The sequence below is a fragment of the Stackebrandtia soli genome (assembly GCF_965137155.1).
GTDB classification, from domain to species: domain Bacteria; phylum Actinomycetota; class Actinomycetes; order Mycobacteriales; family Micromonosporaceae; genus Stackebrandtia; species Stackebrandtia soli.
In genome coordinates, this window is record NZ_CBCRZX010000041.1 from 11,825 (window position 1) to 38,647 (window position 26,823).

General features: G+C 68.6%; 20 protein-coding genes. 13 read left to right on the top strand and 7 right to left on the bottom strand.

What is annotated here, in order from left to right; all coding sequences use genetic code 11:
* Positions 1–3: 3 nt before the first annotated feature.
* Both ACM9NP_RS19075 and ACM9NP_RS19080 read right to left on the bottom strand, forming a co-directional pair.
* Positions 4–828, bottom strand: a complete 825-nt coding sequence (locus ACM9NP_RS19075) for a hypothetical protein (protein ID WP_415648102.1) — start codon at positions 826–828, stop codon at positions 4–6.
* Between the two features lie 122 nt (positions 829–950).
* Positions 951–1,736 carry an enoyl-CoA hydratase-related protein gene (locus tag ACM9NP_RS19080; RefSeq protein WP_415648103.1) on the bottom strand — a complete coding sequence of 262 codons (786 nt, stop codon included), beginning with the start codon at positions 1,734–1,736 and terminating at the stop codon, positions 951–953.
* Here ACM9NP_RS19080 and hemW point away from each other — a divergent pair.
* The 5 genes from hemW (at position 1,735) to ACM9NP_RS19105 (ending at position 7,185) form a co-directional block, all read left to right on the top strand.
* Positions 1,735–2,976, top strand: coding sequence for a radical SAM family heme chaperone HemW (gene hemW / locus ACM9NP_RS19085; protein WP_415648104.1), 1,242 nt, complete (start codon positions 1,735–1,737; stop codon positions 2,974–2,976). The two genes, ACM9NP_RS19080 and hemW, sit on opposite strands and share 2 nt — an antisense overlap.
* A 42-nt stretch (positions 2,977–3,018) precedes the next feature.
* Positions 3,019–4,158 (top strand): CapA family protein, encoded by a 1,140-nt coding sequence (locus ACM9NP_RS19090; protein WP_415648105.1) that lies wholly within the window; start codon positions 3,019–3,021, stop codon positions 4,156–4,158.
* A 132-nt stretch (positions 4,159–4,290) separates the two neighbouring features.
* On the top strand, positions 4,291–5,313 hold the full coding sequence (hrcA, locus tag ACM9NP_RS19095; protein ID WP_415648106.1) for a heat-inducible transcriptional repressor HrcA: 1,023 nt from the start codon (positions 4,291–4,293) through the stop codon (positions 5,311–5,313).
* A 43-nt stretch (positions 5,314–5,356) separates the two neighbouring features.
* Complete coding sequence (gene dnaJ / locus ACM9NP_RS19100; RefSeq protein WP_415648107.1) at positions 5,357–6,505, top strand: molecular chaperone DnaJ; 1,149 nt, start codon at positions 5,357–5,359, stop codon at positions 6,503–6,505.
* A gap of 332 nt (positions 6,506–6,837) precedes the next feature.
* Positions 6,838–7,185, top strand: a complete 348-nt coding sequence (locus ACM9NP_RS19105; protein WP_415648108.1) for a histidine triad nucleotide-binding protein — start codon at positions 6,838–6,840, stop codon at positions 7,183–7,185.
* Positions 7,186–7,207: 22 nt separating this feature from the next.
* On the opposite strand, the gene ACM9NP_RS19110 is transcribed toward ACM9NP_RS19105, so the two are convergent.
* The 3 genes from ACM9NP_RS19110 to pepN (ACM9NP_RS19120) form a co-directional block, all read right to left on the bottom strand.
* Positions 7,208–7,756: a DUF1697 domain-containing protein gene (locus tag ACM9NP_RS19110; RefSeq protein WP_415648109.1), complete on the bottom strand. Its 549-nt coding sequence runs from the start codon at positions 7,754–7,756 to the stop codon at positions 7,208–7,210.
* Between the two features lie 91 nt (positions 7,757–7,847).
* A complete protein-coding gene (gene pepN, locus ACM9NP_RS19115) occupies positions 7,848–10,352 on the bottom strand; it encodes an aminopeptidase N (protein WP_415648110.1) in 2,505 nt (834 codons plus the stop codon).
* A 154-nt stretch (positions 10,353–10,506) separates the two neighbouring features.
* Positions 10,507–13,038, bottom strand: a complete 2,532-nt coding sequence (gene pepN / locus ACM9NP_RS19120) for an aminopeptidase N (protein ID WP_415648111.1) — start codon at positions 13,036–13,038, stop codon at positions 10,507–10,509.
* A gap of 196 nt (positions 13,039–13,234) precedes the next feature.
* Here pepN (ACM9NP_RS19120) and ACM9NP_RS19125 point away from each other — a divergent pair, with 196 nt between their 5' ends.
* Complete coding sequence (locus ACM9NP_RS19125; protein WP_415648112.1) at positions 13,235–14,419, top strand: DUF1015 family protein; 1,185 nt, start codon at positions 13,235–13,237, stop codon at positions 14,417–14,419.
* An 8-nt stretch (positions 14,420–14,427) separates the two neighbouring features.
* Positions 14,428–14,895, top strand: a complete 468-nt coding sequence (locus ACM9NP_RS19130; RefSeq protein ID WP_415648113.1) for a ribose-5-phosphate isomerase — start codon at positions 14,428–14,430, stop codon at positions 14,893–14,895.
* Positions 14,896–15,224: 329 nt separating this feature from the next.
* Here the strand turns inward: ACM9NP_RS19130 and ACM9NP_RS19135 are convergent, their stop codons facing one another.
* Both ACM9NP_RS19135 and ACM9NP_RS19140 read right to left on the bottom strand, forming a co-directional pair.
* Entirely contained in the window at positions 15,225–15,518 is a 294-nt protein-coding gene (locus ACM9NP_RS19135) for a hypothetical protein (RefSeq protein WP_415648114.1), read from the bottom strand.
* Between the two features lie 186 nt (positions 15,519–15,704).
* Complete coding sequence (locus ACM9NP_RS19140; RefSeq protein WP_415648115.1) at positions 15,705–18,500, bottom strand: AfsR/SARP family transcriptional regulator; 2,796 nt, start codon at positions 18,498–18,500, stop codon at positions 15,705–15,707.
* Positions 18,501–19,497: 997 nt separating this feature from the next.
* Between ACM9NP_RS19140 and ACM9NP_RS19145 the strand changes: the two genes are divergently transcribed.
* From ACM9NP_RS19145 to ACM9NP_RS19170, 6 genes are all read left to right on the top strand, one after another.
* Positions 19,498–19,620 carry a hypothetical protein gene (locus ACM9NP_RS19145; protein ID WP_415648116.1) on the top strand — a complete coding sequence of 41 codons (123 nt, stop codon included), beginning with the start codon at positions 19,498–19,500 and terminating at the stop codon, positions 19,618–19,620.
* 759 nt (positions 19,621–20,379) lie between these two features.
* The gene (locus tag ACM9NP_RS19150; protein ID WP_415648117.1) at positions 20,380–21,585 is read left to right on the top strand and encodes a hypothetical protein; all 1,206 of its coding nucleotides are present in this window, start codon (positions 20,380–20,382) and stop codon (positions 21,583–21,585) included.
* A gap of 3 nt (positions 21,586–21,588) precedes the next feature.
* Positions 21,589–23,661, top strand: a complete 2,073-nt coding sequence (locus ACM9NP_RS19155) for a tetratricopeptide repeat protein (RefSeq protein ID WP_415648118.1) — start codon at positions 21,589–21,591, stop codon at positions 23,659–23,661.
* Positions 23,658–24,194: a flavin reductase family protein gene (locus ACM9NP_RS19160; RefSeq protein WP_415648119.1), complete on the top strand. Its 537-nt coding sequence runs from the start codon at positions 23,658–23,660 to the stop codon at positions 24,192–24,194. Before ACM9NP_RS19155 ends, ACM9NP_RS19160 begins: the two co-directional genes overlap by 4 nt.
* Positions 24,195–24,453: 259 nt before the next feature.
* Positions 24,454–25,995 carry a serine/threonine protein kinase gene (locus ACM9NP_RS19165; protein WP_415648120.1) on the top strand — a complete coding sequence of 514 codons (1,542 nt, stop codon included), beginning with the start codon at positions 24,454–24,456 and terminating at the stop codon, positions 25,993–25,995.
* 128 nt (positions 25,996–26,123) lie between these two features.
* On the top strand, positions 26,124–26,823 hold a 700-nt coding region (locus ACM9NP_RS19170; RefSeq protein ID WP_415648121.1), incomplete at its 3' end, for a phytanoyl-CoA dioxygenase family protein.

A 26,823-nucleotide genomic window follows, 5' to 3' on the forward strand; every position in this document is an offset into this window, starting at 1 on the left:
GCCTCAATGGACGGTGGCGATGACGGTCGCGTCGTCGCCCGCGGCCTCCGGCGTCTCCCACTCACCCGACTCGGCGTGCCACCGACGCCCGTCGAACTCCACCGTGGCGATGCCCCGCTCCGTCGAATGCGCGACGAGCCACGACGCGTACCGCCACCCGTCCTCCACCGACGACACCGACACGGCGATGCCGCCGTCGATCTCGACGTACTCGGCCGACTCGCCCCAGTCCAACGACAGGGCCCGGCCGAGGTCCGAAGTCGACACGCCCTCGCCGGGCCGCTCGACCTGGACGCAGCGCAGCGCCTTCGGGGTGACGCCGGTGAACGCGTCGACCATGGCCGCCGAGTCGTCGGCCCATTGCTCGTACTCCTCGGGGAACGCGCTGCGCTGCACCGTCTGCGCGGCGTCGGTGACCCGCATGGACTCCCATTCCGGCACCCGCTCGAGGTGCTCGTAGAACGCGGTGGCCGCGTACCGGGGATCGAGGATCTCCTCCTCGCTGCCCCAACCCTGAGACGGTCGCTGCTGGAACAGCCCCAGCGAGTCGCGATCCCCGTAGTCGATGTTGTGCAGCTTCGACTCCTGCCAGGCGGTCGCCAACGCCACGATCATCGCGCGCGGCGGCAGACCCCGCCCCACCCCGACGGCCGTGATCGTCGCCGCGTTGGCGGCCTGCGCGAACTCCAACTCCACGACGTGTCCGTCGCTGGCGACCGTGCAGTCCGGGGTCGGTGCCGTCCCAAGACGGTCCATTCCGGAACAACCCGCCATCACGGTACCGGCGAGAACGACGGTCGCGATTGCCGCGACCCGACGGTGACGCATGAGTCCTCCTGCGAGCGAGAGCGAAGCGAGGACATCACATGGTACGCACCCGTAATCGGGGCAATCCGAACAGTTCGGTCAAATCGACTCGGTATTGTCGTCTATCGATGGCTGAGTGTTGGTCAGGCGTCGGGAATCCAGGACGGGTCGCGCTTCTCCGCGAACGCCGCCACACCCTCCCTGCCCTCATCCGACAGGAAGAAACCCGCCGACGTGGTCGCCAGCGCGGCGAGCTCGCCCCGCAGGTCCTCCTCGCCGCGTCGCAGCAGCGTCTTGGTGCCCGCCAAGGCCTTCGGCGCGCCCCGGACGATGTCGGCGGCATAGTCCGCCACCGTCTGATCCACATCAGACCACGAGGTGGCGTGCGTGACCAGCCCGATCTGCCGAGCGTGGTCGCCGGTGAACACCCGCCCCGTCAGGTACAGCTCCGTCGCGTCGCGGCTCGACAGTCGACGAAGGACGGGCGCGGAGATGACCGCCGGGATGACGCCGAGGCGGACCTCCGTGAACGCGAACGAGGCCTCGCCCGAGCACACGGCGATGTCACACGCCGCGATCAGGCCGAGCCCACCCGCCCTGGCCGAACCCTTCACCGCCGCGATCGTCGGCTTCGGGCACTCCCACAGGGCCGCCAGCACCTCCGTCAACAACGCCGCGGGCACCTCCCCGGCACGTCGGGCCGCCGCCGTCTCCTTCAGGTCCGCGCCGGAGCAGAACACCGTCCCCTCATGCGACAACACGACGACCCGCACCGCGTCGTCGGCGACCGCCGCCCCCAAGAGCTCCAGCAGACGCCGCATCAACGCCGCTGACAAGGCGTTCCGATTGTGATGACTGTTCAAGGTCAGCGTCGCGATACCGCGCTCCACGACGTATGTGACCAACTCGTCCGTGTTGCCATTCGTCATGGCACGTACGGTAGTACGCGTGCCGAGCGCGCTGCCCGAAGGTGAACCGGCCCCGCGCGACGGGGCCCTGCCCGCCGCCGCCCTAGACGGGATGGAGCGGCGCGACTTCGGCGTCTACGTGCACGTTCCGTTCTGCGCCTCCCGTTGCGGCTACTGCGACTTCAACACCTACACCGCCGCCGAACTCGGCGGCGGCGCGAGCCGCGACAACTACCTGGAGACGCTCGCCCAGGAGTTCGCGCTCGCCAAGCGAGTCGCCGGTGGATCGGCGCCGCCCGCGTCGACGATCTTCGTCGGTGGCGGCACCCCGACGCTGCTGCGCGCCGACGAACTGACCGCGATCGTGTCCATGGTCGCCGACACCTTCGGCCTCACCGACGATGCGGAGGTCACCACCGAGGCCAACCCCGAATCCGTCGACGCCGCCTACCTGTCGACACTTCGGCGCGGCGGTTTCACACGACTGTCGCTGGGGATGCAGTCGACCTCCCGACACGTACTGTCGATATTGGACAGAGATCACACGCCGGGTCGCGCGCTCGACGTCGCCCGCACCGCCCGCGACGTCGGCTTCGACCACGTCAACCTCGACCTGATCTACGGCACCCCCGGGGAGACCCCCGACGACTTCGCCGCGAGCGTCCGTGCCGCGATCGACGTCGGCGCCGACCACGTGTCCGCGTACGCCCTCATCGTCGAGGACGGCACCGCGCTCGCGCGCCGAATCCGGCGCGGCGACCTGCCGTACCCGAGCGACGACGTCGCCGCCGACCGGTACCTCGCGGCCGAGCGCCTGCTCACCGACGCGGGGCTGACCTGGTACGAGGTGTCGAACTGGGCCACCACGCCGGTGGCGCAATGTCGGCACAACCTGCTGTACTGGCGCAGCGACAACTGGTGGGGCTTCGGGCCCGGAGCGCACAGTCATATCGGCGGTCTTCGATGGTGGAATGTGAAGCACCCCAGTCGATACGCCCGCCAACTCGAGGCGGGCGAGTCGCCGGCCGCAGGTCGCGAGACCTTGACGAGTGATCAGCGTTATGTCGAAACCGTGATGTTGCGTACGCGGCTCCGTGAGGGTTTGGCGATATCGTCGCTGAACGGCCCCGGCCGTGACGCCGCGCGCGACGCCGTCGAGCGAGGACTCCTCGACGAGGCGGCGTTCACGACCGGTCGCGCCATCCTGACCCTGCGGGGACGGCTCCTCGCCGACGCCGTGGTGCGGGACCTGATCGACTGACCCGTCGGCCACCCGGCCGCCCCACCCCTGGGAATTCCCACCATGTCCGCGCGTTATTCACCCGTCCATGCCGCGCCCCGCCCACGTTGGCCGCTGCCCGTCGCCCTGGCGACCGTCGCCGTCGTCGCGGTGGCGCTGCTCGCCATGTGGCTGCGGCCCGAACCGACGGGATCGTTCCTTCCGGCGGCCGACACCTCGACGTCGCCGTCCCCCGACGCGCCCGCCGTCCGATCGGTCACGATCACCGGTGTCGGAGACACCGTCATGGGCGCGATCCCCGACGCGCTCCCGCCGAACGCCGCGGCCGGCTTCTTCGACCGGGTGTCCGAACACCTCAGCGGCGACGTCGTCTTCGGCAACCTCGAAGGCCCCCTGTCGGAACGCACCGACTTCAAGAAATGCGGCGAGGACGACGAGTGCGTCTACATCCGCATGCCTCCCGCGTACGCGCCGGTGCTCGCCGACGCCGGATTCACCGTTCTCAACATCGCCAACAACCACGGCTTCGACGCCGGACCCGACGGCGTCGGCGACACCCGTGCCGCGCTCGACGCCGAGGGCATCCCGCTCGCCGGCGTCAAGGGCGAGATCGTCGAACTGGAGACCCCGCACGCCACCGTCGCCGTGGTCGGTGTCGCGACTTACGACTTCTACACCAACCTGCTCGACGTCAGCGCCGTCACGGCCCTCGTCGACGCCGCCGCGCAGCGCGCCGACATCGTCGTGTTGAGCATGCACGTCGGCGCCGAGGGCGTCGACCACCGCCACGTGACCGGTGGTCCGGAGACCTTCGCGGGGGAGGACCGGGGCGACTCGACGGCGGTGGCCCGTGCCGCGATCGACGCCGGTGCCGACCTCGTCCTCGGCCACGGCCCGCACGTCTTGCGCGGCATGGAGTTCTACAAGGGCCGCCTCGTGGCGCACAGCCTCGGCAACTTCGCCGGGTACGGCGTCCTGAGCGCCAACGGACCCCTAGGGCGAGGCGCGATCCTCTCGGTTCAGCTGACGCCGGACGGCGAATTCCTGTCCGGCAAGGTCGTCGCGACCCTCATGGTCGACGGCGGATACCCCGCCTTCGACGCGGCCGGCGGCGGCATCGCCGACGTCACGGAGCTGTCCGCGGACTTCGGCGACGCCGGTGTTCGGCTGTCGCCGGACGGAACGATTTCGCCACCGGCGTGACCAGGGATCGCCATCACGTGACCGGGGTTGCTCTCGGGCGGGCGATCGGTGGGCGGTACCAGGTAGGCTTGGCACTCGTCTGGGTCGAGTGCCAGGCGCGACGAACACCGGTTGAGGGAGGTGCAGCGAGCGATGTCGATCAATGACCGCAAGCTCGAAGTGCTGCGCGCCATCGTCGAGGACTACGTGTCGACGCAGGAACCGGTCGGCAGCAAGGCCCTCGTCGACCGGCATCGACTCGGCGTGTCGGCGGCCACGATCCGCAACGACATGGCCGCCCTCGAGGACGACGGCTACATCCACCAGCCGCACACCTCCGCCGGGCGAGTCCCGACGACGAAGGGCTACCGGCTGTTCGTCGACCGTTTGAGCACCATCAAACCGCTGACGGCCGCCGAACGTCGGGCCGTCCATCGGTTCCTCGACGAGGCCGTCGACCTCAACGACGTCGTGTACCGGACGGTGCGCCTGCTCGCCCAGCTGACGCGGCAGGTCGCCGTCGTCCAGTTCCCGAGCCTGTCGCGCAGCAGCGTCCGGCACATCGAGCTCGTGCAGATCAGCGACTCCCGCGTGATGCTCGTCATGATCACCGACACGGGCCGGGTCGAGCAGCGCGTGCTCGACATGCCCACCGAACTGTCCGCCGACGACGTCCTGCGGATCCGGACCCTGATCAACGACAAACTCGTCGGTGTCCGGCTCACCGAGACCTCACCGCTGATCACGGCATTGCCGTCGGAATGCCCGCCGGAACTGACGTCCGTGATGACGGTGCTAGCGGGCGTCATGCTGGAGACCCTCGTCGAGCGAGGCGAGGAACGCATCGCGCTGGCGGGTACGGCCAACCTGACCCGGCACTCGGTCGACTTCGCCGGTTCGCTGCGGCCGATCCTCGAAGCGCTGGAGGAGGAGGTCGTGCTGTTGAAGCTGCTCGGCGAGATCGACTCCGGCACGACCCTGCACATCGGCATCGGCGAGGAGAACGACATCGCCGGGCTGGCGGGCACGTCCGTCGTCTCCACCGGTTACGGCCCGCTCGGGTCCATCGTCGGTGGGCTCGGCGTCGTCGGCCCGACCCGGATGGACTATCCCGGCACGATCGCGGCGGTCCGTACGGTCGCCCGTTACGTCAGCAAGATCCTCGCGCAAAGCTGACACCCGTATCTGACCCGCTACCAAGAAGACAACGAGAGCACACGTGGCCAAGGATTATTACGGCATATTGGGCGTTTCCCGCGACGCCACCCCGGACGAGTTGAAGAAGGCGTATCGCAAACTCGCGCGCGAGTTCCACCCCGACGTCAATCCGTCCTCCGAAGCCCACGAGAAGTTCAAGGACATCAACGCGGCGTTCGAGGTCCTGTCCGACCCGCAGAAGCGGCAGATGGTCGACCTGGGCGGAGACCCCCTCGCGCCGGGCGGTGGCGGCGCGGGACCGGCCGGTGGAGCCGGGCCGTTCATGGGTTTCCAGGACATCATGGACGCCTTCTTCGGCGGCGGAGGCATGGGCGCCGGTGGCGGACGCGGCCCGCGACCGCGACGCCGTCCCGGCTCCGACGCGGTGCTGCGGCTCGACCTCGAACTCTCCGAGGCCGCCTTCGGCATGGAATCGCCCATCACCGTTGACACGGCCGTCGTGTGCGGGACGTGCGAGGGCTCCGGAGCCGCCGATGACACCCAGCCCGAAACCTGCGACACCTGTGGGGGCGCGGGCGAGGTGCAGAGCGTCCAACGGACGATCCTGGGGCAGGTCGTCACGGCCCGTCCCTGCCCGGCCTGCTCCGGGTACGGCACGATCATCCCGCACCCCTGCGGCAAATGCGGCGGCGACGGACGCGTCCGCACTCGGCGCAAGCTGACCGTCAAGATCCCGCCGGGCGTCGAGGACGGCATGCGCATCCGCCTCGCCGGGCAGGGTGAGGTCGGCCCCGGCGGCGGCCCCGCCGGTGACCTGTACGTCGAGATCCGCGAGAAGCCGCACGACGTCTTCACTCGGGACGGCGACGACCTGCACTGCAAACTGCGGCTCCCGATGACGGCGGCCGCGCTCGGTACCCGCCTCACCGTCAGCACATTGGACGGTGAGGAGCAGGTGGACGTCCACGCCGGGACACAGCCGGGTTCGACCCTGCGCATTCGCGGGGCCGGCGTGCCGAAGCTGCGCGGCGGCGACGCCCGGGGTGACCTGTTCGTCCACCTGGACGTCCGTACCCCGACGAAGCTCGACCCGGAGCAGGAGCGCCTCCTTCAGGAGCTCGCCGTCTTGCGTGATGAGGAGATCGTGGAGCCGGTGCGCGGCAACGGTTTCTTTTCTCGGGTGCGCGACGCCTTCAACGGCCACGCCTGATCGACCCGGGCGGTGGTCGTCATGGCCACCGCCCGCGACGTCTTCCCCGTCGACGGTCGACCGGTGACCGTCGACAGTGGCTTCCTCGTGGGGGCCGCCATCCTCCTCCCCTGGCTTGAACGTAGACCGGAAACGCTGAAGCCACGCTAAAGCCCGCTGAACGTGAGCTGAAGTGCCTGGTGACGGCGGTGCTCGGCCGAGCAGGACGCACCGCCATCGCGGACTCGCGTGCGACGCGACCGGTCGACCCGAGACGTCCCCGATTGAGCCGATCGAGTCCGACGGCGCGGTCGACGCGGCGGGTGGACGGGCCGACCTCCTACGATGAGGACATGACCGACTGCCTGTTCTGCCGCATCGTCGAGGGCGAGATCCCCGCGACCGTCGTCGCCGACACCGACGACGTGCTGGCGTTTCGCGACATCACGCCGAAGGCGCCCACACACGTGCTCGTCATCCCGAAGGCGCACTACGCGAACGCCGCCGAACTCGCCGCCGCCGACCCGGCGCTCGCTGGGCGCCTGATCGACGTCGCCGGCACGATCGCCACGAGCGAGGGCGTCGCGGAAGACGGCTACCGGCTCATGTTCAACACCGGGCGCCACGGTGGCCAGGAGGTCTTCCACGTGCACCTGCACCTGCTCGGCGGTACGCCGTTGGGGCCGATGCTCGCCATCTGACGGCGCGACGCGACGGCCGGCCCTACGTGTCGGCCATCAGCATGTCGTGGAGCCTGCGGACTGTGCGGAGATTCCGGGTCGTCGTGGTCGTGTTCGGGAGACGCTTCCGGAAGAACGATTGATCCAACTTGGACCGTCCCATGCCGTTGGGGTAGAGGACGTACAGGTGCCGACCGGACACGACGATCCGTTCGGGCATCCCCTCGGGGACGACGAGGCGCTCCGCCTGTGCGGGGCTGGGCTCGTCCGCCAGGAAGATCACGCCGAGCTTCGACTCGTCGACGTCCTCGTCCTCGTACGGATTGCCGTCGATGACGGCCGAGAGCTCGGCGGCGTCACGCACAATGACTCCACAGTCGACTTTTAGTTCGCGGGAGATGCCGAGCCGGATCGTCTCCGCCAACGCGGCGGCGTCGGACGTGTCCGCGCCGAACACGATGTTGCCGCTCTGGATGTACGTGCGGACGTTCGTGAAGCCGAGCGCCGTGAACAGGTTTCGCAGGTCGGCCATGGCGACCTTGTTGTGTCCGCCGACATTGACGCCGCGCAGCAGCGCAACGAACGACTTCATGTGTTCCTCCCGTGGTGGCCCGGCTCTCCGTCGCGCCGTGGTCGATCGTAACGCCGAGGACCGACGACGCCGGTCGGTCGCGAATGGCCGGTCAGTCGCGGATCATGGAGCGCTGCCGCAGGATCGCCTCGGAGCGCGCCTCGGTGACGAAGCGGCGCAGCGTCGCGGGGCGGTCCTCGATGGACAACCAGCGGTCGAGCGCCTCGATCGTGTCGGTTCCGGTGGGGAACGCGGTCGTGAAGTGGACGGCGTGCCCGGCGCGTTCGTGGTGTCCGCCGTCCCACAGCGTGTCGATGAGGTCGAGGAATCGGGTCACGTACGGTCGCAGCAGTTCGGATTGGTCGAACTGCCAGAAGCCGGACAGGATCGCGCGCTGGTCGGCCGCGGAGAGGCTCGGGTCTTCGAGGAGCCGCCACGATTCTTCTTTGGCCTCGGCATCGCGTCGGGCCGCTCGGGCGGTCAGCGCGGCGAGCCGTCCGAGGGTGGTCGTGTCGCGCTCGGCTTCGGAGTCGAGTTCGTTGTCGGTGAGTTCACCGGCGGCGGCGAGCGCGTGAACGATGTCCCACCGCAGGGACTGGTCGACGCGCAGTCCGTCGGGGACGTTCGTGCCGGTGAGCCAGTCTCGGAGGATCCGGCTCGTCGTGGCGGCGCGGGCGTATCGGGTGAACGCGGTCGCCCACGTCAGTTGGAGACGGCTGCCGGGATCGGCGGCGTCAGTGGCGCGCGCGTACGACTCGGCGAGCCGTTCGGCGACGACGGTCTTGCGCGAGTCGTCGACGGCGCGGATCGTTCCCGCGGTGAGGTACTGCATGGTGGACACGATCGCGGTGTGGCCGTCGGCGGGGAGTCGGTCGGCGATGAGGTCGAGGAAGGTCTCGGGCGCCAGGTCGAGTTCGCGGGTGCGGCGCCACAGGGCGGACCAGACGACGGCGCGCGCGAGTGGATCGTCCGGGAGGGCTCCCGTGAGGATCGTTCGCAGTGACGTGTCGTCGAGGTCGACGCCGACGTAGCTCTGTGACGTGTCGTCGAGGAGGACGACGTCGGGTCGCGTCTCTCCTATGAGGGCGGTGACGGCGGTGGTGGCGCCGTCGACGGTGACGGGCTCGCGGCGACGCAGTCGCAGTACCGCGCCCTCGACGTCGTACAGGCCGATGGTGATCCGATGACGCCTCGCCGGTTCGCCGTCCTGTTCGATGGTCAGCGCGGTGATCGCGCCGGTCTCGTCGACGGTGATCCGTGGGCTGATCCGGTTGAAACCGGTGGTGGACAGCCATTGCCGGGCCAGGTCGTCGAGCTGTTGCCCGGACGCCTTTTCGAGGGCGGCCCGCAGGTCGGCGAACTCGGCGACGTCGAACGCGTGCTCGGCGAAGTAGTCGCGCAGGCCGGCGGTGAAGTCGTCGATGCCGAGGAGCGCGGCGAGCTGTCTGAGGATCGACCCGCCCTTGCAGTAGGTGATGGCGTCGAAGTTGGCGCGGCCGATCTTGACGTCGGGGACGGCGGCGTAGACGGGGTGGGTGGTGGGGCGGTCGTCCGCGGTGTAGGCGGCGTTCTTCTCGCCGACGGTGAACGTCGTCCACGCGTGGGTGAACCGGGTCGTCTCGGCGGTCGTCCACAGTCCTGCCCAGGTCGCGAACGCCTCCTTCAGCCAGGTCTCGTCCCACCAGCGAGGTGTGACGAGGTCACCGAACCACATGTGCGCCATCTCGTGGAACATGATGTACGCGCGGCGCTCCAGCGCGGAGTCGTCGGGGGCGGAGGAGAAGACGAACAACTGCTCGGCGTACACGACGCAGCCGAAGTTCTCGGTCGCTCCCGAGTTGTACTCGGGCATGGCGACCTGGTCGTACTTCGGGAGTGGGAAGCGGACGCCGAAGTGCCGGTGGTAGTGGTCGAGGCCGCCCTTGGTGAGGGCGAAGAGCTCGGCGGCGTCGAGATGCTCGGCCATCGACGCACGGCAATACAGGCCGAGCTCGATGCCGTCGTGGGTGTCGCGGACGTGGTGCAGCGGCCCCGCGCACAGGGCCGTGAGGTAGGTGCTGGTTCGGGGCAGCTCGGCGAAGCGGACGGTCTGCGAGTCCGCGTCGACGGCGCGTCGTTCGACCGGCATGTTGGACACTGCGGTCCACTCCGACGGCAGTGTGACGGTGAACGTGAAGCGCGCCTTCAGATCCGGCTGGTCGAAGCAGGCGTAGACGCGTTGCGCGTTGTTCGCCTCGAAGTGCGTGTACAGGTAGGTCGACCCGTCGGCGGGGTCGGTCAACCGGTACAGGCCTTCGCCGTCGTCGCTGTACGCGAACTCGGCGACGATGACGAGCGTGTTGTCGGCGGCGAGTCCGGTGAGGCGCAGCCCCTCGGCGGGGTCGAAGCCGGAGACGTCGACGGGCTCGCCGTTGAGGGACGCCGAGACGATCCGTTCCGCGGACACCTCGATGAACGTGGCGGCACCCGGTGTCGCGCAGACGAAGCGGACGGACGTGGTGGAGCCGAACAGCGTGTCGCCGCGCGTCAGGTCGAGATCGACGGAGTATGAGTCGACGTCCAGGAGGGCGGACCGGGCGCGGGCTTCATCGTGGGTGAGATTGTGCGTCACGGCCATGAGGTGGTGGAACTCCCGTCCAAGAGCGGATACTGTGGAACGTCTTCTCGAGCGAGAGCCTATCGCGGTGTCGACGCTCCGGCAATCGTGATGAGTCGCCGTGACATGACGACGGGGCGGTGGCCGTCGCCNCCGCCCCGTCTCCTATGGATTGTTACGCGGCGTCACGCGCGCGAGCGCGCAGCGCCCGGGCGATGTCGTCGCGGCCTTCGAGCACGCCCCGGCGCATCGCCGACGGGTAGGCCGGGTCGGCCAGCCACGCGTCGGCCGCGTCCAGTGTGTCCTGTTCGATGACGAGACGCGGGAACCCGGAGCCGATGAACTCGAGCGCCTGCTCGGTCGCCAGGCGCTTCCACATCTGCGGCACCAGTTCCAGGTACCGGGCGACGTATGGGCGCAGCAGGTCGACCTGGTCGGGGTGCGCGAAGCCCGTCATGAGGGACCGGCGCGCGAAGTTCGGCAGGCCGTCCTCCTCGGTGATGCGCCGCCACGCGTCGGCCTTAGCCTCCGCTGTCGGCACGACCGCGCGGGCGATGAGCGACAGGCGCTCGCCGTCGGCGGTGTTGTCGCGCTCCAGCTCGGCGTCGATGTCGGCGTCGGTCGCCGCTCCGCGCCCGACGAGAGCCACGAGCAGTCCCCAGCGCAGGTCCGTGTCGACGGCGAGACCGTCGGGGATTCCCGTGCCGTCGAGCCAACCGCGCAGTGTCGCGAGGTCGGTGTCGGAGGCGGTGAAGCTCGCGAAGGCCTTCGCCCACGCGCGCTGCATGTCGCCGCCCGGCTCGGCCGCCTCCATCGCGGTCTTCGCGCACGCGGCGAGGTCCGCGCGCAGCTGGTCCGTCGTCGACGGGTCCGCGTAGGTCAGCGCGGTGCCGATCTGGCGGTGCACCGCCGCGACGAGGTTGATGTCGTCCTCGGCGGGCAGTCCGGCGATGACGAGCCGGATGAAGTCCCGGGCACGCAGTTCGCCGTCGCGCAGCATGTCCCACGCGGCCGCCCACGACAGGGCGCGCGCCAGGGAGTCGTCGAACGCCGCGATGTGGTCGATCACGGTGGACAGGGACTCGTCGTCGAACCGCAGCTTGCAGTACGTCAGGTCGTCATCGTTGAGCAGCAGCACATCGGGACGCTTGACGCCGACGAGTTCGGGCACCTCGGTGCGCTCGCCCGTCACGTCGATCTCGATGCGGTCGCGGCGCTTGAGGACGCCGTTCTCCAAGTCGTACAGGCCGATGCCGATGCGGTGCGTGCGCAGGGTCGGGTAGTCCGGCGACACCTCCTGAAGGACGGAGACGGACGTGTACCGGCCGTCGGCGTCGACGGCGACCGTCGGACGCAGTGTCGACACGCCCGCGCTGCGCAGCCACGTGTCGGCGAAGTCGCGCAGTTCGCGACCCGACGCCGCCTCCAGGCTGGACAGCAGGTCGGTGAACGTCGCGTTGCCCCACTGGTGCTTCTCGAAGTACTCCTTGATGCCGGCCTTGAACGGCTCGATGCCCACATAGGCCACCAGCTGCTTGAGGATGCTGGCGCCCTTGGCGTAGGTGATCCCGTCGAAATTCGTGGCGACGGCCTCGACGTCCGGCATGTCCGTGTAGACCGGGTGGGTCGTCGGCAGCTGGTCCTGGCGGTAGCCCCAGTTCTTGCGCAGGGACAGGAACGTCGTCCACGCTCCGGTGTACCGGGTGGCCTCGACGTTGGCCCAGTGCGACGCCCACTCGGCGAACGACTCGTTCAACCACAGGTCGTCCCACCAGCGCATCGTCACGAGGTCGCCGAACCACATGTGCGCCATCTCGTGCAGGATCACGTTCGCGCGCTGCTCGCGCTCGAACTCGGTCACCTGCGACCGGAACAGGTACGACGACTCGGCGATCGTGACACAGCCGAAGTTCTCCATCGCGCCCATGTTGTACTCGGGCGCGAAGATCTGGTCGTACTTCGGCAGCGGGTACCGGACGCCGAAGGCGGAGTGGAAGTGGTCGAAGCCCTGCTTGGTGATCTCGAAGACACCGTCCGGGTCGAGGTACTGCTTCATCGACTGACGGCAGTACAGGCCCAGCGTGATTCCGTCGTGCGTGTCGGTGACCTCGTGGTACGGCCCCGCGCACAGCGCCGTGATGTACGTGCTCATCTGCGGCGACTTGGCGAAGTGGACGGTCGTGACGTCGCCGGCGGTGTCCTCGTTCTCGACGGGCATGTTCGAGATCGCGCGCCAGTGGCCGGGCATCGTCACGTGCAAGGTGAAGGCGGCCTTCAGATCGGGCTGATCGAAGCACGCGTACATCTGCTGCGCGTCCGACACCTCGAACTGGCTGTACAAATAGGACTCACCATCGACGCGGTCCCGCATGCGGTGCAGACCCTGACCGCTGGAGGAGTACGGGAACACCGCTTCGACCACCAACTCGTTGTCGGCGGCCAGACCGACGAGCGTCAGACCCTTGTCGCGAGAGAACGTCGACGTGTCGACGTTCTCGCCGTTCAAGGTCGCGCGCGTGATCGAGTCGGCCGCGACCTCGATGAACGTGTCGGCGCCCGGCTGCGAACAGCGGAACGCGACCGTCGACGTGGACACGAAGGTCTTGTCGTCGCCAGTCAGGTCCAAAGCGACGTCATAGCCGTCGACGTCCAGCAGCTGGGCGCGCTGACCGGCTTCGGTTTGGGTGAGTATGCGTGTATCCGCCACGTTGCGGGCTCCCTTGCTGTTCGGTGCGAATTCTTGTGCGAGTCTGGCACGTTCCGTCGCCACAGGCGGTCCCGGCTCGGTAGCCCGCATCGTCACGCATCGGCGTGTCGCCGCGCATCGCGATCGTCGTCACCGCGACACGACGACCCGTCCCACTCCTTGGTTTGACGCCGGGCCAAGGTTCTAGGCTCGACGGGTGACCGCAGCGCACCCGATACACCGAGCCTGGCTGTCGACCGGCGGCACAGGCGCCCAGAACTATGACGAATTCGCCGATGAGTCGAAGATCACCCGGATCATCGAAGCGAATCCAACCTCGATCCTCGCCGTCGAGATGCCCGATCGCACGCCTGAGGCGATCGCGGCGGAGCTCGACTTCGACGCGAGCCTGCCCGGCGCGGCCGAGCGTTTGGCCGCGCTCCAGGAGACCGGCCGTTTCACTGCCGTCGACGACGTCGCCGTCGCGTACCGCATCAGCGGTGCGGACCACGAGGCGTACGGGCTGTTCTGCATGATCGACACGCAGGAGATCTCGACCAGCGCGAGCGAGCCGGGCCGCGTCATCCGCAACGAGGACGTGTTCATCGCGAAGGTGAAGCAGCGTGCCGCCCTGAACCGGACCTTGAGTCACCTGCTGTCCCCGGTCCTGTTGGTCCAGAACGCCGAGACGGACCGTCTGCACGCGGCCCTGAAGGAGGCGTGCCAGGGCGAGCCCGCGGTGTCCGATGTCGACGATGCCGGTCGGGTCCATGAGATCTGGCCCGTCACCGGTGAACGGCAGGCCGAGCTGCTGGCCCTGGCGGGCGGTGGCGAACTGATCGTCGCCGACGGCAACCATCGCTCGCTCGCCGCGCAGGTCGGCGAGCTGCCGCGGTTCCTCGCGGTCGTGACGACGCCGTCGTCGCTGACCATCGACCCGTACCACCGGCTCGTCGCCGAGCTGCCGATCGACGGCGAACACCTGATCGCGGAGCTGGAACTTCGCGGCGCGGTGATCACGAAAGCCGACGACTTCGTCACCCCGGAGGCGGGCGCGATCGCCCTCTACCTGGACGGCTTGTCCTACGTCGTGAACCTACCGGCGATCACCGGCGACATCGTGGAGCGCCTCGACCACGCGCGAGTGGAGACGATCCTGTTCAACGACATCCTGGGCATGGACGCCGGGGACAAACGGATCACCTACGTCGGCGGTGACTACCCGCCGTCGTGGCTGCGGGAACAGGTGGACGCCGGGCGCGCCGACGTCGCGATCCTGATCGCGCCCGTCGCCGTCGTCGACTTCATCTCGGTGAACCTGCAACGCCTCAAACTGCCGCGCAAAAGCACCTGGTTCACGCCGAAGGCCCGCGCCGGTCTCGTCCTCGCCGACTTGCGATGATGGCGCCCATGCGCGTATATCTCGGCAGTGATCACGCCGGTTTCGATCTGAAGGCCGCGCTGGTCGCGCATCTGACCGGCAGGGGCATCGACGTCGTGGACGTCGGCCCGCACACCTTCGACCCGGACGACGACTATCCGGCGTTCTGCCTGGAGACGGCCCGTCGCGTCGTCGCCGACCCGGGCAGTCTCGGTGTCGTCATGGGCGGCTCCGGCAACGGCGAGCAGATCGCCGCGAACAAGGTGGACGGTGCCCGTGCGGCGCTGGCGTGGAGTCCGGAGACGGCCCGCCTGGCCCGGGAGCACAACGACGCCAACCTGATCGGGTTGGGCGCTCGCATGCACTCGGAGTCCGACGCACTGGCGATCGTCGACGAGTTCGTGGCGGTGTCGTTCTCGGGGGAGAACCGGCACTCGCGACGGATCGGTCAGCTCGCGGACTATGAGCGGACCGGCGTCGTACCGCCGCTTCCGTGACCGCTGAACAGTCTAGATAGGACAGTCGACGGGTTGGCGTCGGCATGACGATGCCCCGCACCACGTGGTGCGGGGCATCGGTGTCCGAATCGGTCTCGGACGACCGCTGGAGGTCGTCTCGTCACGGCAGGTCGTGCGGGGCGCGGGTTGGGGCGCCATCCGGGAAGGCGGAGAAGTTCCCGCGTACCGGTGTCGGCCATGCCTTCCGGCGTGCTGGAGGACGGCGGGAACTTCGACAACGCGGCCGGTGGCCGTCGAACCGCTGACGGGGTTCGTCCATGAACACCGCGACCCCGCCGGAGCCGAACTGCCGGGCGACGAGACAGCGCCTAGGCGAGGAACACGACGCAGTCGGTCTCGATCCAGCCTTGCGTGCCGGCGAGGAACCCGGTCTCGACCTCGACGAGCCAGGCGTGGCCGTTGCCCTCCTCGACGGTGAGTTCGGTGTCGCGGTTGGCGTAGCCCTTCAGCCCCGTTCCGCCGGTGGCGTCGTAACTGGTGTACACGCCGGCGAAGGAGCAGTCGACGAGCGCCGGGTCGGCGGCGTGGGCGGGGGTCGCGGCGGCGACGATTCCGACGACGGCGGCTGCGGCAACAGATCCACGCATCAACATTCGTTTCATCACAACATCCTTAATGTCCGGTTGGTGGGCGGCTGTGAGGACTGCGCGTCGACGCGTGGGAGAACGTTTACAGGGCAGGGCCTCACGTCGATGCCCGATACTGGTGGTTACCGTCCGGTTTGTCAACACAAGGGTCGCTTACTATTCGTGACGATCGATCTCAGCGATTCCACGCCCTCTCGTGCTCTACGTCCGCTTCGGACGCCACGCGAGCAGAGCCGGTTCACCCCCGGGAAAGTCGTCGATGAGGCGTCGCGCCTCGGCTGCCGTCGCCGCCGAAGCCGAGTCCAGATGAGACAGAAGCCAGGCGAGGTGCGGGACGGCCTCCTCGGCCGTGTCGTGTTTGATCGTGTGGGCCGCCATGCGGACGTGGGCGCGGGCCCGCAGCGCGTGATCGTGGAAGTCGTCCAGCAACCGCAGTGCCTGGCGGTAGTGCCGACCCGCGTCGACCGGATCGTCGAGGGCCTCGCCGACCTCGCCCAATGCTATCTCTACATAGGATCTGCACACGGCCGCGCCGATTCCCGACAGGATCGTGTTGGCGCGGCGCAGCGGCGCGATGGCCTCCTCCGGCGCTCCGGTGCGTAGGAGGAGGTTGCCCAGATTGCGATACAGCGTCGCCTCCAGTCGGGGCCGTCGTCCGTCGCTCGGCAGCAGACCGATCGCGCGGTCCAATGTGTTGCGGGCGTCGACGTGGCGGCTGTTCTCGATCTCGAGTTCGGACAGGATCGACAGTGTCCACAGGCTGTCGTCGGCGTGGCCCAGCTGTTCGGCGAGCGCCACGGACTTGCGCAGGTGCGCGCGCGAGGGAGCGAAGCAGCCGCGCAGGTGGTGGGCGAGACCGAGTCCGTGATGCAGCCGCCATTGGCCGTGCCGGTCGCCGACGGCGCGGGCCGCGTCGAGGGCCAGGTCCAGGTAGTCCCGCCACTGGTCGCGGTCGCCGCGAGCGACCCACCAGTTCGTCATGCCGATGACGAGCGGCCAGCAACGCGTGGGCTCGTGGATCGCGGCGTACTCGATGCAGGCGCCGAGGTTGTCCGACTCGCGGTGCAGCCACGTCATCGCCGAGGGCTTGTCGGAGAAGTGGAGCGCGGGGTTGACCCGTGTGCGGATCGGGGGGAACTCGGGGCTGAGCATTTGATACGCGGCGTCGATGCGGTCAACGTAGCGGGTCAACAGGGCCGTCGCGACGGTCTCCCGGATCGACGGTGGATCCTCGATGGCGGATCGTTCGACGGCGTAGGCGAGCGCGAGGCGGTCGAGCCGATGCCCCTTGTCCTCGACGTAGCCGAGCAGGTGCTTGGCCTCCAACGCCTCCAGCGCGCCCTGGGAGTCTCCGATGGACAGACCGGTGGCGGCGGCGGTCGTGTCGGCGCCATGCCAGCGAAGCGGAGAGACGGCGAGTCGCCGCCACACCGTTCGCAGTCGCGACGGGAGCGCCTGGTAGGAGGCGTCCAGAGCGCCGCGGACGCCGGGGTCGCCGGGCAGGCTCAGCCAGTCGAGCATGCCCGAACCGGCCATGGTGGTCACCGCGTCGGAGAGTCTCAGTCGGGGTCGGCGGCGCAACCGTTCTCCGGTCAGCCGTAGCGCCATGGGCTGGTCGGTGCACAGGTGCGCCAACAGGTCCAGGTTGACGGTGTCGGCGGCCCGGCCGTCGTCGAGGAATCCGCGCAGCATCGCGACGGCGTCGTCGCGATCGAGCGGTCCGAGCGGCACCGACACGGCGTCGGCCCGTCCCGTGAGCCGGGGCAGGTCGTTGCGGGACGTGACGATGACGAGGCTTCCCGACGCCCCCGGCAGCAGCGGCAACACCTGGGTGTAGTCGGCGACGTCGTCGAGGACGATGAGCAGACGCTTGTCGTGCACGAGCGTCCTGTATCGACCCGCGAGCTCGTCCACATCGGTGTCTCCGGGGCCGAGGGTCGCGCCGAGGCTGCGCATCACCCGAGCCAGCGCCGCCATCGGGGTCATCGGTTCACAGGGGGAGTGCGTCCGCAGGTCGAGGTAGAGGCGGCCGTCGGTGAACTGGTCGGCCAGTTCGTGGCCGAGCCGCACCGCGACACTGGTCTTGCCGATGCCGCCGGTCCCGGTGATGACCATGATGGCGCCGCGCGAGTCCGTGAACTTGCGAAGCTGGCGCATCGTCTCCGCCCGGCCGGTGAACCCGGCGAGGTTGGCGGGCAGTTCGGCGGGCGTCGGCGTCGGAGTCCTCGGAGCTATATCTGATATGGACGGTGTTACGGGCGCGCGCATTGTGCCGCGCAACAGTTCCCGGTGCAGATTCTGGAGTCGGTCGCTCGGATCGATGCCGAGTTCGTCGGCCAACCGGGTGCTGAAGCGTTGGTAGTGGTCGAGCGCTTCGATCCGCCGACCGACACCTCGCAGTGCCTGAATGAGCAGTTCGACGGGGCGTTCCCGCAGCGGCTCGGCGAGACACAGCGAGGTCAACCCCGCGATCGCCTCGGCGTACCGATCGAGGTTCACCAGGCATGCCAGGTGTTCCTCGGTGGCGACGACGCGCTGCTGGTTGTAGAACTCGGCCCGGGGCGCCAACGGCGTGTTGACGACGTCGGCGAGCGCGGGGCCACGCCACAGCGCGAGCGCCGCCTGCCAGGCCGCGAGGGCGTCACCGGGGTGGGCGGCACGGTCGCGGGCGCGCTGCACGAGCCGGTCGAACTCGACGGCGTCGATGCTGTCGTCGTCGGCGAGGTCGAGTCGGTATCCGCTCGTGTGCGTCGAGACGCGGGTTCGGGCGCCGGCCGCGGTCAGGGTCTTCCTCAGCAGTGAGACGCAGTGTTGGACCTGGCGGATGGCGGTGTGCGGGGGATGGGTGTCCCATAGGGCGTCGACCGTACGTCCGATGGGGACCGTCTGGCCGTGGTCAAGCAGTAAAACCGCGAGCAGGGTGCGAACTCGGGCGCCGGGCAGCTTGACCGTTCCGTTCGCGACGGCTTCGACGTTACCGAGCAGGCGGTATTCCATTGTCTTCTCACATCTGTCGAGACGGACCAATACACCCTCGAGGCCTTCTCGCTCCTCGGCGGACAGCCGCGACACGGCGACGTCATCGGCAGTTCGCCGAACCGCCCACATACAAGCGCCGGTATGCGGGTGCTTCGCTCCGTGCCGACTGACGCCGTCGCGTTCGCCGCGCACGGCCAGGGATAACGAGCCAAGCTCTCATCGTCGCTTCGGGCCATACGACGATGGCTTTCTGTCTACCCGCTCGGTATCCGTTGCCGCGTCGGGTATTCGGCCTCAGTCCGTTGTTTCTTCAGGTTGTTTCGCTGCCGCTTTTGAGGATGAAACGAGGATCGGGAGGTTACGAAACAAGGATCACTCCGCGCAATCTGTTGGCGCCGAAGTGAACCGGTTCGTCCGGAACGGAGGCTCACACCCAACTCGAAGGAGTGTCCGATGAAGAAGATCTCGGTTCGTAAGACGGAGACCGTTCGCCTGACGTCGGCGGCGCAGCCGCTGTACTCGGGCGGCTGCGGCGGCACGCTGCCCGCGTAGTCCGCTTCAGCACGACCAGTGGGAAAGGAGTGTCCGATGAAGAAGATCTCGGTTCGTAAGACGGAGACCGTTCGCCTGACGTCGGCGGCGCAGCCGCTGTACGCCGGCGACTGCGGCGGCACCGTGCCGGTTCTGGCGTAGGTTCCCGCGTCCGTTCGTCGAGAAAGGATCGTCCCATGAAGAAGATCACCGTTCGTCAGACCCAAACGGTTCGCCTGACCTCGGCGGCCCAGCCGTTGTACGTCGGCTCCTGCGGCGAGACGCTGCCCGCTTGATCGAACCGGTCGGTCCGCGGATCTGCTTCGGATCATCGAGGATCGGCCGACTCGACTCACGACACCCTGGTGGCCGATCGTCGTACCGAGGTGGTTGTGCGACGTGGCGCCACCCAGCTCTCGGCTCGTCCTACCGGTCGGGCCGAAACCGACCGCCTGCCCGCGGTCAATCCGAATAGGAGATTCACATGAAGAAGATCATGGTTCGCAAGACCGAGACCGTGCGTCTGACGTCGGCCGCCCAGCCGCTGTACGCCGGTGACTGCGGTGGCGGTGGCGGCATCGGCGGCAGCACCCCGGTTCTGGCGTAACGCCCTCGGCGCCATCCCGTAGCTCTCGAAAGGCTGATCCGATGAAGAAGATCTCGGTTCGCAAGACGGAGACCGTTCGTCTGACGTCGGCGGCGCAGCCGCTGTACGCCGGCGAGTGCGGCCAAGTCCGGCTCTAGCCGGTCCATCAAGTACACATAGGAGCATGTCATGAAGAAGATCACCGTTCGCACCACGCAGACCGTTCGCCTCACGTCGTCGGCGCAGCCGCTGTACGCCGCGAACTGCGTCCTCGCCTAGTCCGAGTCGTCTGTTCATATAGGAGTAATCCGATGAAGAAGATCTCGGTTCGCAAGACGGAGACCGTTCGCTTGACGTCGGCGGCCCAGCCGCTGTACGCCGGCGGCTGCGACGCCAACATGCCGCCGGTCGTCGTCGCCTAATCGGCGACCCGGCCCGATCCGCAGGAGTAATCCGATGAAGAAGATCTCGGTTCGCAAGACGGAGACCGTTCGCCTGACGTCGGCGGCGCAGCCGCTGTACGCCGGCGACTGCGGTGGTTCCACGCCGGTCCTGAAGTAACCGGTGGTGGATCGGCCGAGCCATGCGGCTCGGCCGATCCATGGGGGACGGTCGATGTAGACGATTCGACCCGACGCGTCGACCGTCCCTCCCACTCGCGTCGGCCCACGGCACCGCGAGGAGCCGTCGGCCACACGAAAGGCGCGCTTCGCCACTCGGCCGTTCGGTCGAGACGAAGAAGCCCGCACTATCGCAACATGCTAACGAAGGAGCCGCGCCATGACGTCCGTCGATGCCGCAGACATCAATCTGGACGCCGCCGTTCGTCTGCGGCGGTTGACTTTCCTCGACGAAGGTGACGAGGTGACCGTCGGGCGCCCCGACAACGACACCTACGTGCACCTGCCCGCCGACGGAGCCGCCCTGCTCCGTCGCCTCGTCGAAGGCGACTCGCCGTCCGCCGCCGCGGCCTGGTACGCCGAACGGTACGGCGAGACCGTCGACATGCGCGACTTCCTCGACACCCTCGCCGAACTGGAGTTCCTCGCCGACGAGGACGCCGACGAGTTCGCCGCGGAGGAGCCGCTGCGGTGGCGGTGGCTGGCCAAGGCGCTGCTGTCGCCGGTCGCGTTCGTCTGCTATGGACTGATCACGGCCGCGGGGATGGCCGTCATGATCGCGCGGCCCGAACTCGCCCCACACTACGAGCAGGCGTTCTACACGTCCTCCCTCGTCGCCGTGATGTTCACGCTCTTCCTCGGCCAGTTCCCGTTCCTACTGCTGCACGAATGGTTCCACGCGCTCGCCGGTTGGCGGTTGGGCCTGCGGTCCAAACTGCGGATCAGCCGTCGCATGTACTTCATCGTCTTCGAGACCTCGATGGACGGACTGGTCAGCGTGCCGCGTCGGCAGCGATACCTGCCGATCCTCGCCGGTGTCATGATCGACGTCGTCGCGACGGCCGCCCTCACCCTGATCGCCGCCGTCACCGGGGGCGTCCTCGCCGGGATCTGCCTCGCGATCGCGTTCACGAACATCATGCGAGTCCTGTGGCAGTGCTACTTCTTCCTGCGCACCGACCTGTACTACCTGGTCGTGACCGTCCTCGGCTGCCAGAACCTCCACCTGACGTCCCGGAACCTGTTGCGGCGTCGCGCGTCCCGACTGATCGGCCTGACTCCGCCACCCGAGGTCGACGCGTCCGACATCGACCGTCGGGCGGCCCGCTGGTACTCGTGGCTGCTGCTGATCGGCTACGCGGCGATGATCTTCAGCCTGATCTACGTCGTCGTCCCCAGCATCGTCTACGTCGCGGCGGAGGTCGTCGACCGCATCGCCGAGAACGCCCCGACCGCGCTGATCGTCGACAGCCTCATCGTCGCCGTGCTCGTGTCCGGTCAGTTCGTCCTCGCCGCCGTCATCGGTCTACGCAACCGTTCCCGTGCCCGTCGCACCACCGCTCCCACACCCCAACCGAAGGGATAGGCCATGACCGCTCGCACCCACCTGTGGCTTCCGCTGCACCGCCGCGACGACCTCCCGCAGAGCATCACCGCCGACCATCCCGTATGGAGCGCCCACCGACGTCTGCGCGGCCCCTACACCTTCGGTGGAACACTCGCCCGCGCCATCGTCCCCGCGGTGCAACGCGAACACGCCGAACTCGTCGCGCTGCACGAGGTGACGCTGCTGACGCTCGCGCCGGAACTGCGCGAGACGGTGCCCGCGACGAAGGAGACCCTCACGTCGCTGGCCGTCCCGTCGGAACGCACCCGCTTCTACTCGCGGCTGCGGACGCTGCGGCTCGCCCACGGCCTCGCCGCGTTCCTTCGCGACCTGCCGGACGACACGACACCGTCCACGATAGTCATCCGCGACGCCCACCACGCCGACCAGACCGACGCGGAACTCATCGCCGTCCTCTTGCGACGTCTCGACCCCGAACGCCTGCGCCTCATCGTGTGCACGGGCCTCGAACCGGTCGCCGACTTCGAAACGGAGTCGCCGGAACCGCTGCCCGACGCGCTCGCCGAGCACACGACCCGCCTCGACCCTCCGTCCTCATCGACGCCCGTCATCGACGTCCCCCGGTTCGTCGCCGATGACTGCCTCGACGACGGCCCGGAGATCCTCGCCGCCTACGAATCCGTCGACGCGGGCGAACGCGCCGCCATGCACGACGCCCGCGCGGAGGCATTGCTCGTGGACGGCGAGTTCACGCACCGGGTCGGGGCGATCCCGTTCCACCGCGAACACGGCACCGACCCGAAGGGTGCCGGAGTCGCCGCCCTGCGCGAAGCCCTCGACCACTGCATCGACGTCGGTTTCTACGAGGCGACGGTCGACCTCGGCCGTCGCGGTCGACGCTATGTGTCCGCAGTGGACGACTCGGAGCAGTGGTGGGCGTTCACGACGAAGATGACGACGTCGCTCGCCGCGCTCGCCCGAGCGTCCGAGTCGGAGGCCCTGTACAACGACGCGCGCGCCACCAGCATCTCTCCGTCGGTCCACCAACAGGCCGCGTACGCCACCGCGATGCTCTACACGCGACACCACGAGGACGACACCCGCGACGACCTGATGGCCAAGGCGTGGATCAACCAGGCGATCGCGATCGCCTCGCTGCTGCCCGACGAGGCCGACCGGGCGTTCCACTCCGCGTTCTACCGCAACGGTCTCGCCCTCATCGAACTTCACCTCGGCGATCCGCAGGCCGCGCTCGACCTCGTCGAGGACGGTCTCAGCCGACTCGACAACGCCTTGGCCGCCGATCGGCACGCCCTGCACCGCTCCGTCCTGAGGTACAACCGCGCGCAGGTCCTCGGTGGACTCGGTCGGGTCGAGGAGGCGCTCGCCGACTACGACGCCGTCATCGACGTCGACCCGAACTACCCCGAATACCACTTCGACAGGGCCGCCCTGTTGCGTCGCCTCGGCCGAGAAGTCGAGGCGCTCGCGGACTACGACGAGGCGATCCGCCTGTCTCCGCCGTTCCCGGAGGCGTACTTCAACCGGTCGGTGACCAGGGCCGCCATCGGCGACGTCGACGGCGCGTTGGACGACCTGAACGAGGTCATCGTGCTCGAACCGGGCAATGTCGTGGCCCGAGTCAACCGCGCGGAGCTGTTGCTCGAACGCGGTGAGTCCGACTCCGCCGAGAATGACGTCCGACATGGACTATCACTTGTGGATGGCAACGCGGAGCTGCACGTCCTCGCCGGGCACCTCGCCCGCGAACGGGGTGACGACCGCGCGGCCATCGACGCGTACACGACCGCGCTGACGATCGACGTCGAACTGACCGCCGCGTTGACCGCCCGCGCCGAGACGCACTACGCGCTCGGCGATCTCGACGCCTCGATCGCGGACCTGGACGCCGCGATCGAGCTCGACTCGGGCAGCGTCGTCGCGCGCTTCAACCGCGCCGTCGTCGCGATGGACCTCGGCCGACACGGCGACGCCCTCACCGATCTGGAGGAGGCCGCCAAGGGCGCCCCCGACGACCCGGACATCACCCAGCGCCTGGCCGACTGCCGGGAGACGGTGGGGGCGGTGTCATGACACTGCTCCGTCCGTCCGCCGCGGAGCAGCGGGTCGGGGGTGCGAGTCGAACCGCCAGACTCCGACGCACGCTCGGCGCGTTCACCACCGGCGTCACGGTCGTCACCACCACCGCTGAGGACGGCACCCCCGTCGGCCTGACCGTGAACTCGTTCACGTCGGTCTCGCTCGAACCGCCGTTGATCCTCTGGTGCCTCGGACGGCGATCGTCGCTGCTGGGCGCGTTCGAGACGGCGACCCACTTCGCCGTCAATGTGTTGTCCCTGGGGCAATCCGCGACCGCCCGTCGCTTCGCCACCTCGGGCGTCGACCGCTTCGAGGACGTCGAGTGGCAACTCGGACCGGGCGGAGTGCCGCTCGTCGACGGCGCCGCGGCGTGGCTGGTCTGCCGCCGCACCCCGGTCCGTGTTCCGGCGGGCGACCACGTCGTCTTCTTCGGGGAGGTGCTCAGCCACCGCGCGACCGGCGCCGAACCGCTGGTCTTCGCGCGCGGTCAGTACCGCGCCCTCGACCCCGACCGGCTCGATCCGTGACACCGCTTCCGCTGCCGGGTGGGATGAGAGACGACTTCGTCCCACCCGGCGACGGGGCCGCCGACCGCNGGGCGGCCCCGACCCCGGGGTCGCCCGGCCCATACGGGGTCGCCCGGCCCCTACGGGTTCCGTCGATCCGTCCGGCACAGATCAGGGGGACAACGGATGGCGGGTGCGAGCGCGTCATGGCTAGTGTGGGAAGGCAGTAGAGCTCGCCCCGCAGAGGGGAAGGCTCTAGAGACGACGAGGGGAGAAGAACGTGGCGGAGTCCCTGGACTTGGTGTGCGGGCCGGCGGACCCGCTCCCGGAGTCCTCGCAGAGTTTCCGGTTGATCGCACCGTTGGGGCAGGGCGGCCAGGCGGACGTGTACAAGGCGGTTCGGCGTTCCGCCGGAGTCTCCTCCGCACCGGTGACCCTGAAGGTGTTCCGTCCCTCCTCGAATCGCTCCCTCGACGCGCAGTTCCGATCCTGGGACAAGGGCGACGCCGTCCTGATGGACCTCGGCGGGCGCAACGTCACCGGAATCTGCCGCCGCATCGACGCGTTCTACGGGCCGCCCCCGCACCGGCCCGGCACCCCGGCGCCGCGTGAATCCGTTCCGTACCAGGTGCTCGAGTACCTGCCCGGCAAGGACCTGCGCCAGCTCCTCTCCGACCCGAACCGGCCGACGATCGACGCCCGTCGTGTCCTCGACACGGTCATCGGCGTGCTCCAGGCGATGCACGACCCGGTCGCGGACGCCCACCCGGCGCTGCACATGGACATCAAGCCGTCGAACATCATCGTCACCCCCGCCGGTGAGGTGAAGGTCATCGACTTCACCGGGTCCCGGTACTTCGCGCCCACGCACATCACGACGATCTCGTACACCCCCGAGGCGGCCGGGCCGGAAGCCCGCGACGGCCGGGTCGGACCGTCCTACGACGTGCACGGCTTCGGATCGATCGCGTTCTTCATGCTCACGGGCGCCAAACCGCGCAGCGGGGCGACCGTCGTTGACGCCCCGTCGACGGCCGCGATGCACAGCCACCCCGTCTTGACGTCGAACAAGCGGCTGCGCGACCACCTGCTGACGGTGCTCGCCGACACCCCGAGCTCCCGCCCGTACACGCGCGAACTGCGCCGGTGGACCGACGAACTGTTCACGATCGTCGCGTCCAGCCGCGTGCCCGACCTGCGGGTCGGCTGGGGAGCCCCGGCGCGGAGCACCGCGAGGATCCCGATCCCGTCGTCGGAGCCGACGACGCTCGTCTCGCACGCGCCCGCCGGTGGCGCCACCCGGCCCATGAACATCACGGCGACCGCCCCCGTCTCACCCGCCGCGCGGCCCGTGTCCGGTGGCGGCTTCGGCCGTGGAGTGGCCGTGCCGACCGCTCCGAAACAACGTGACGCCGACTCCGAACCGACCCCGGTCGCGCGCGACGAACCGGCGGAACCGAAGCGGCCGTGGACGGGCCCCGACGGCAAACTGTCCATTTTGTCGTCCGGAAGTGAGTTCTCGGTCGTCGGCGCGCTGTTCGCGTTCGTCGGCTGGGGTCTGTGGGCGTTCGACAACGCGCGCGGCACCTTCCTCGGTCACATCCTGATGTTCATCTTCGTTCTCCTCGTCGGCGCGGCCGTGTTCACGATGGCTCGGCTGCTGGGAACGATGGTGCTGGTGCGACTGCTGAATCGCACGCGACGTACGGCACGTCTGTCCCATTTGGCCTCGGGCGCGTTTCTGGTTATCGTCGGACTGAGCTTTCTCAGCAACGTCTCGTACATCTCCACCGCGATGACCTGGCTTCAGCAGCTGTGGTGACGCGCTCGGCGACAGTGCGTGACGTGGCAGGATTCACCACACAGCGGCCGGGCAAGCGTGCAACACAAGCCATGTTCCATGGCGTCTTACAAGTGACACCCCTCTTCACCCCTCGGAAGGCACTCGCAGTGACCACCTTGACGACGCAAGACGTGCGGATGACGCCCGAAGAACGAGCGGCATTCGAACGTGACGGTTTCATCATCCTCAAAGGCGTCCTGACGCCGGAGGAAGTCCAGCTCTACGCCGACGGCATCGAGCGCGTGTACGAGCAGGAGAAGGCCGCGGACAACCTCGGCGTCGACGGTTCGATGCACAAGCTGAGCGCCGTCACGAGCTGCCCCGAGCTGGTCGGGCTCATCAACCACCCGAAGACCCTCCCGTACGTGTGGGAGATGATCGGCTGGAACATTCACATCTATCACTCTCACCTCGACCGGCACCCACCGATCCTCGAACCGAAGCCGCCGCGCTTCGAGTGGCACCAGGACGGCGGACGCCAGAACCGCGAACTCGAGACGGACCCGCGCCCCCGCATCTCCGTCAAGCTCGCGTACTGGCTGTCGGACGTGTCCGAACCGGGCCGCGGCAACCTCAAGGTCGTTCCCGGCAGTCACCTGACCAACTGGATCCAGGGGCCGCCGCAGCGCAACATGGACTGGCCCGACCCCGAGGGCGCCATCGAGGTCTGCGCGGAGCCGGGCGACGCGATCTTCTTCGACCGCCGCATCTGGCACGCCCGCTCGAACAACTACTCCGACTTCACCCGCAAGGTCGTGTTCCTCGGCTACCTCCCGCGCTGGATCCACATCCGCGACGAGGTCGCCG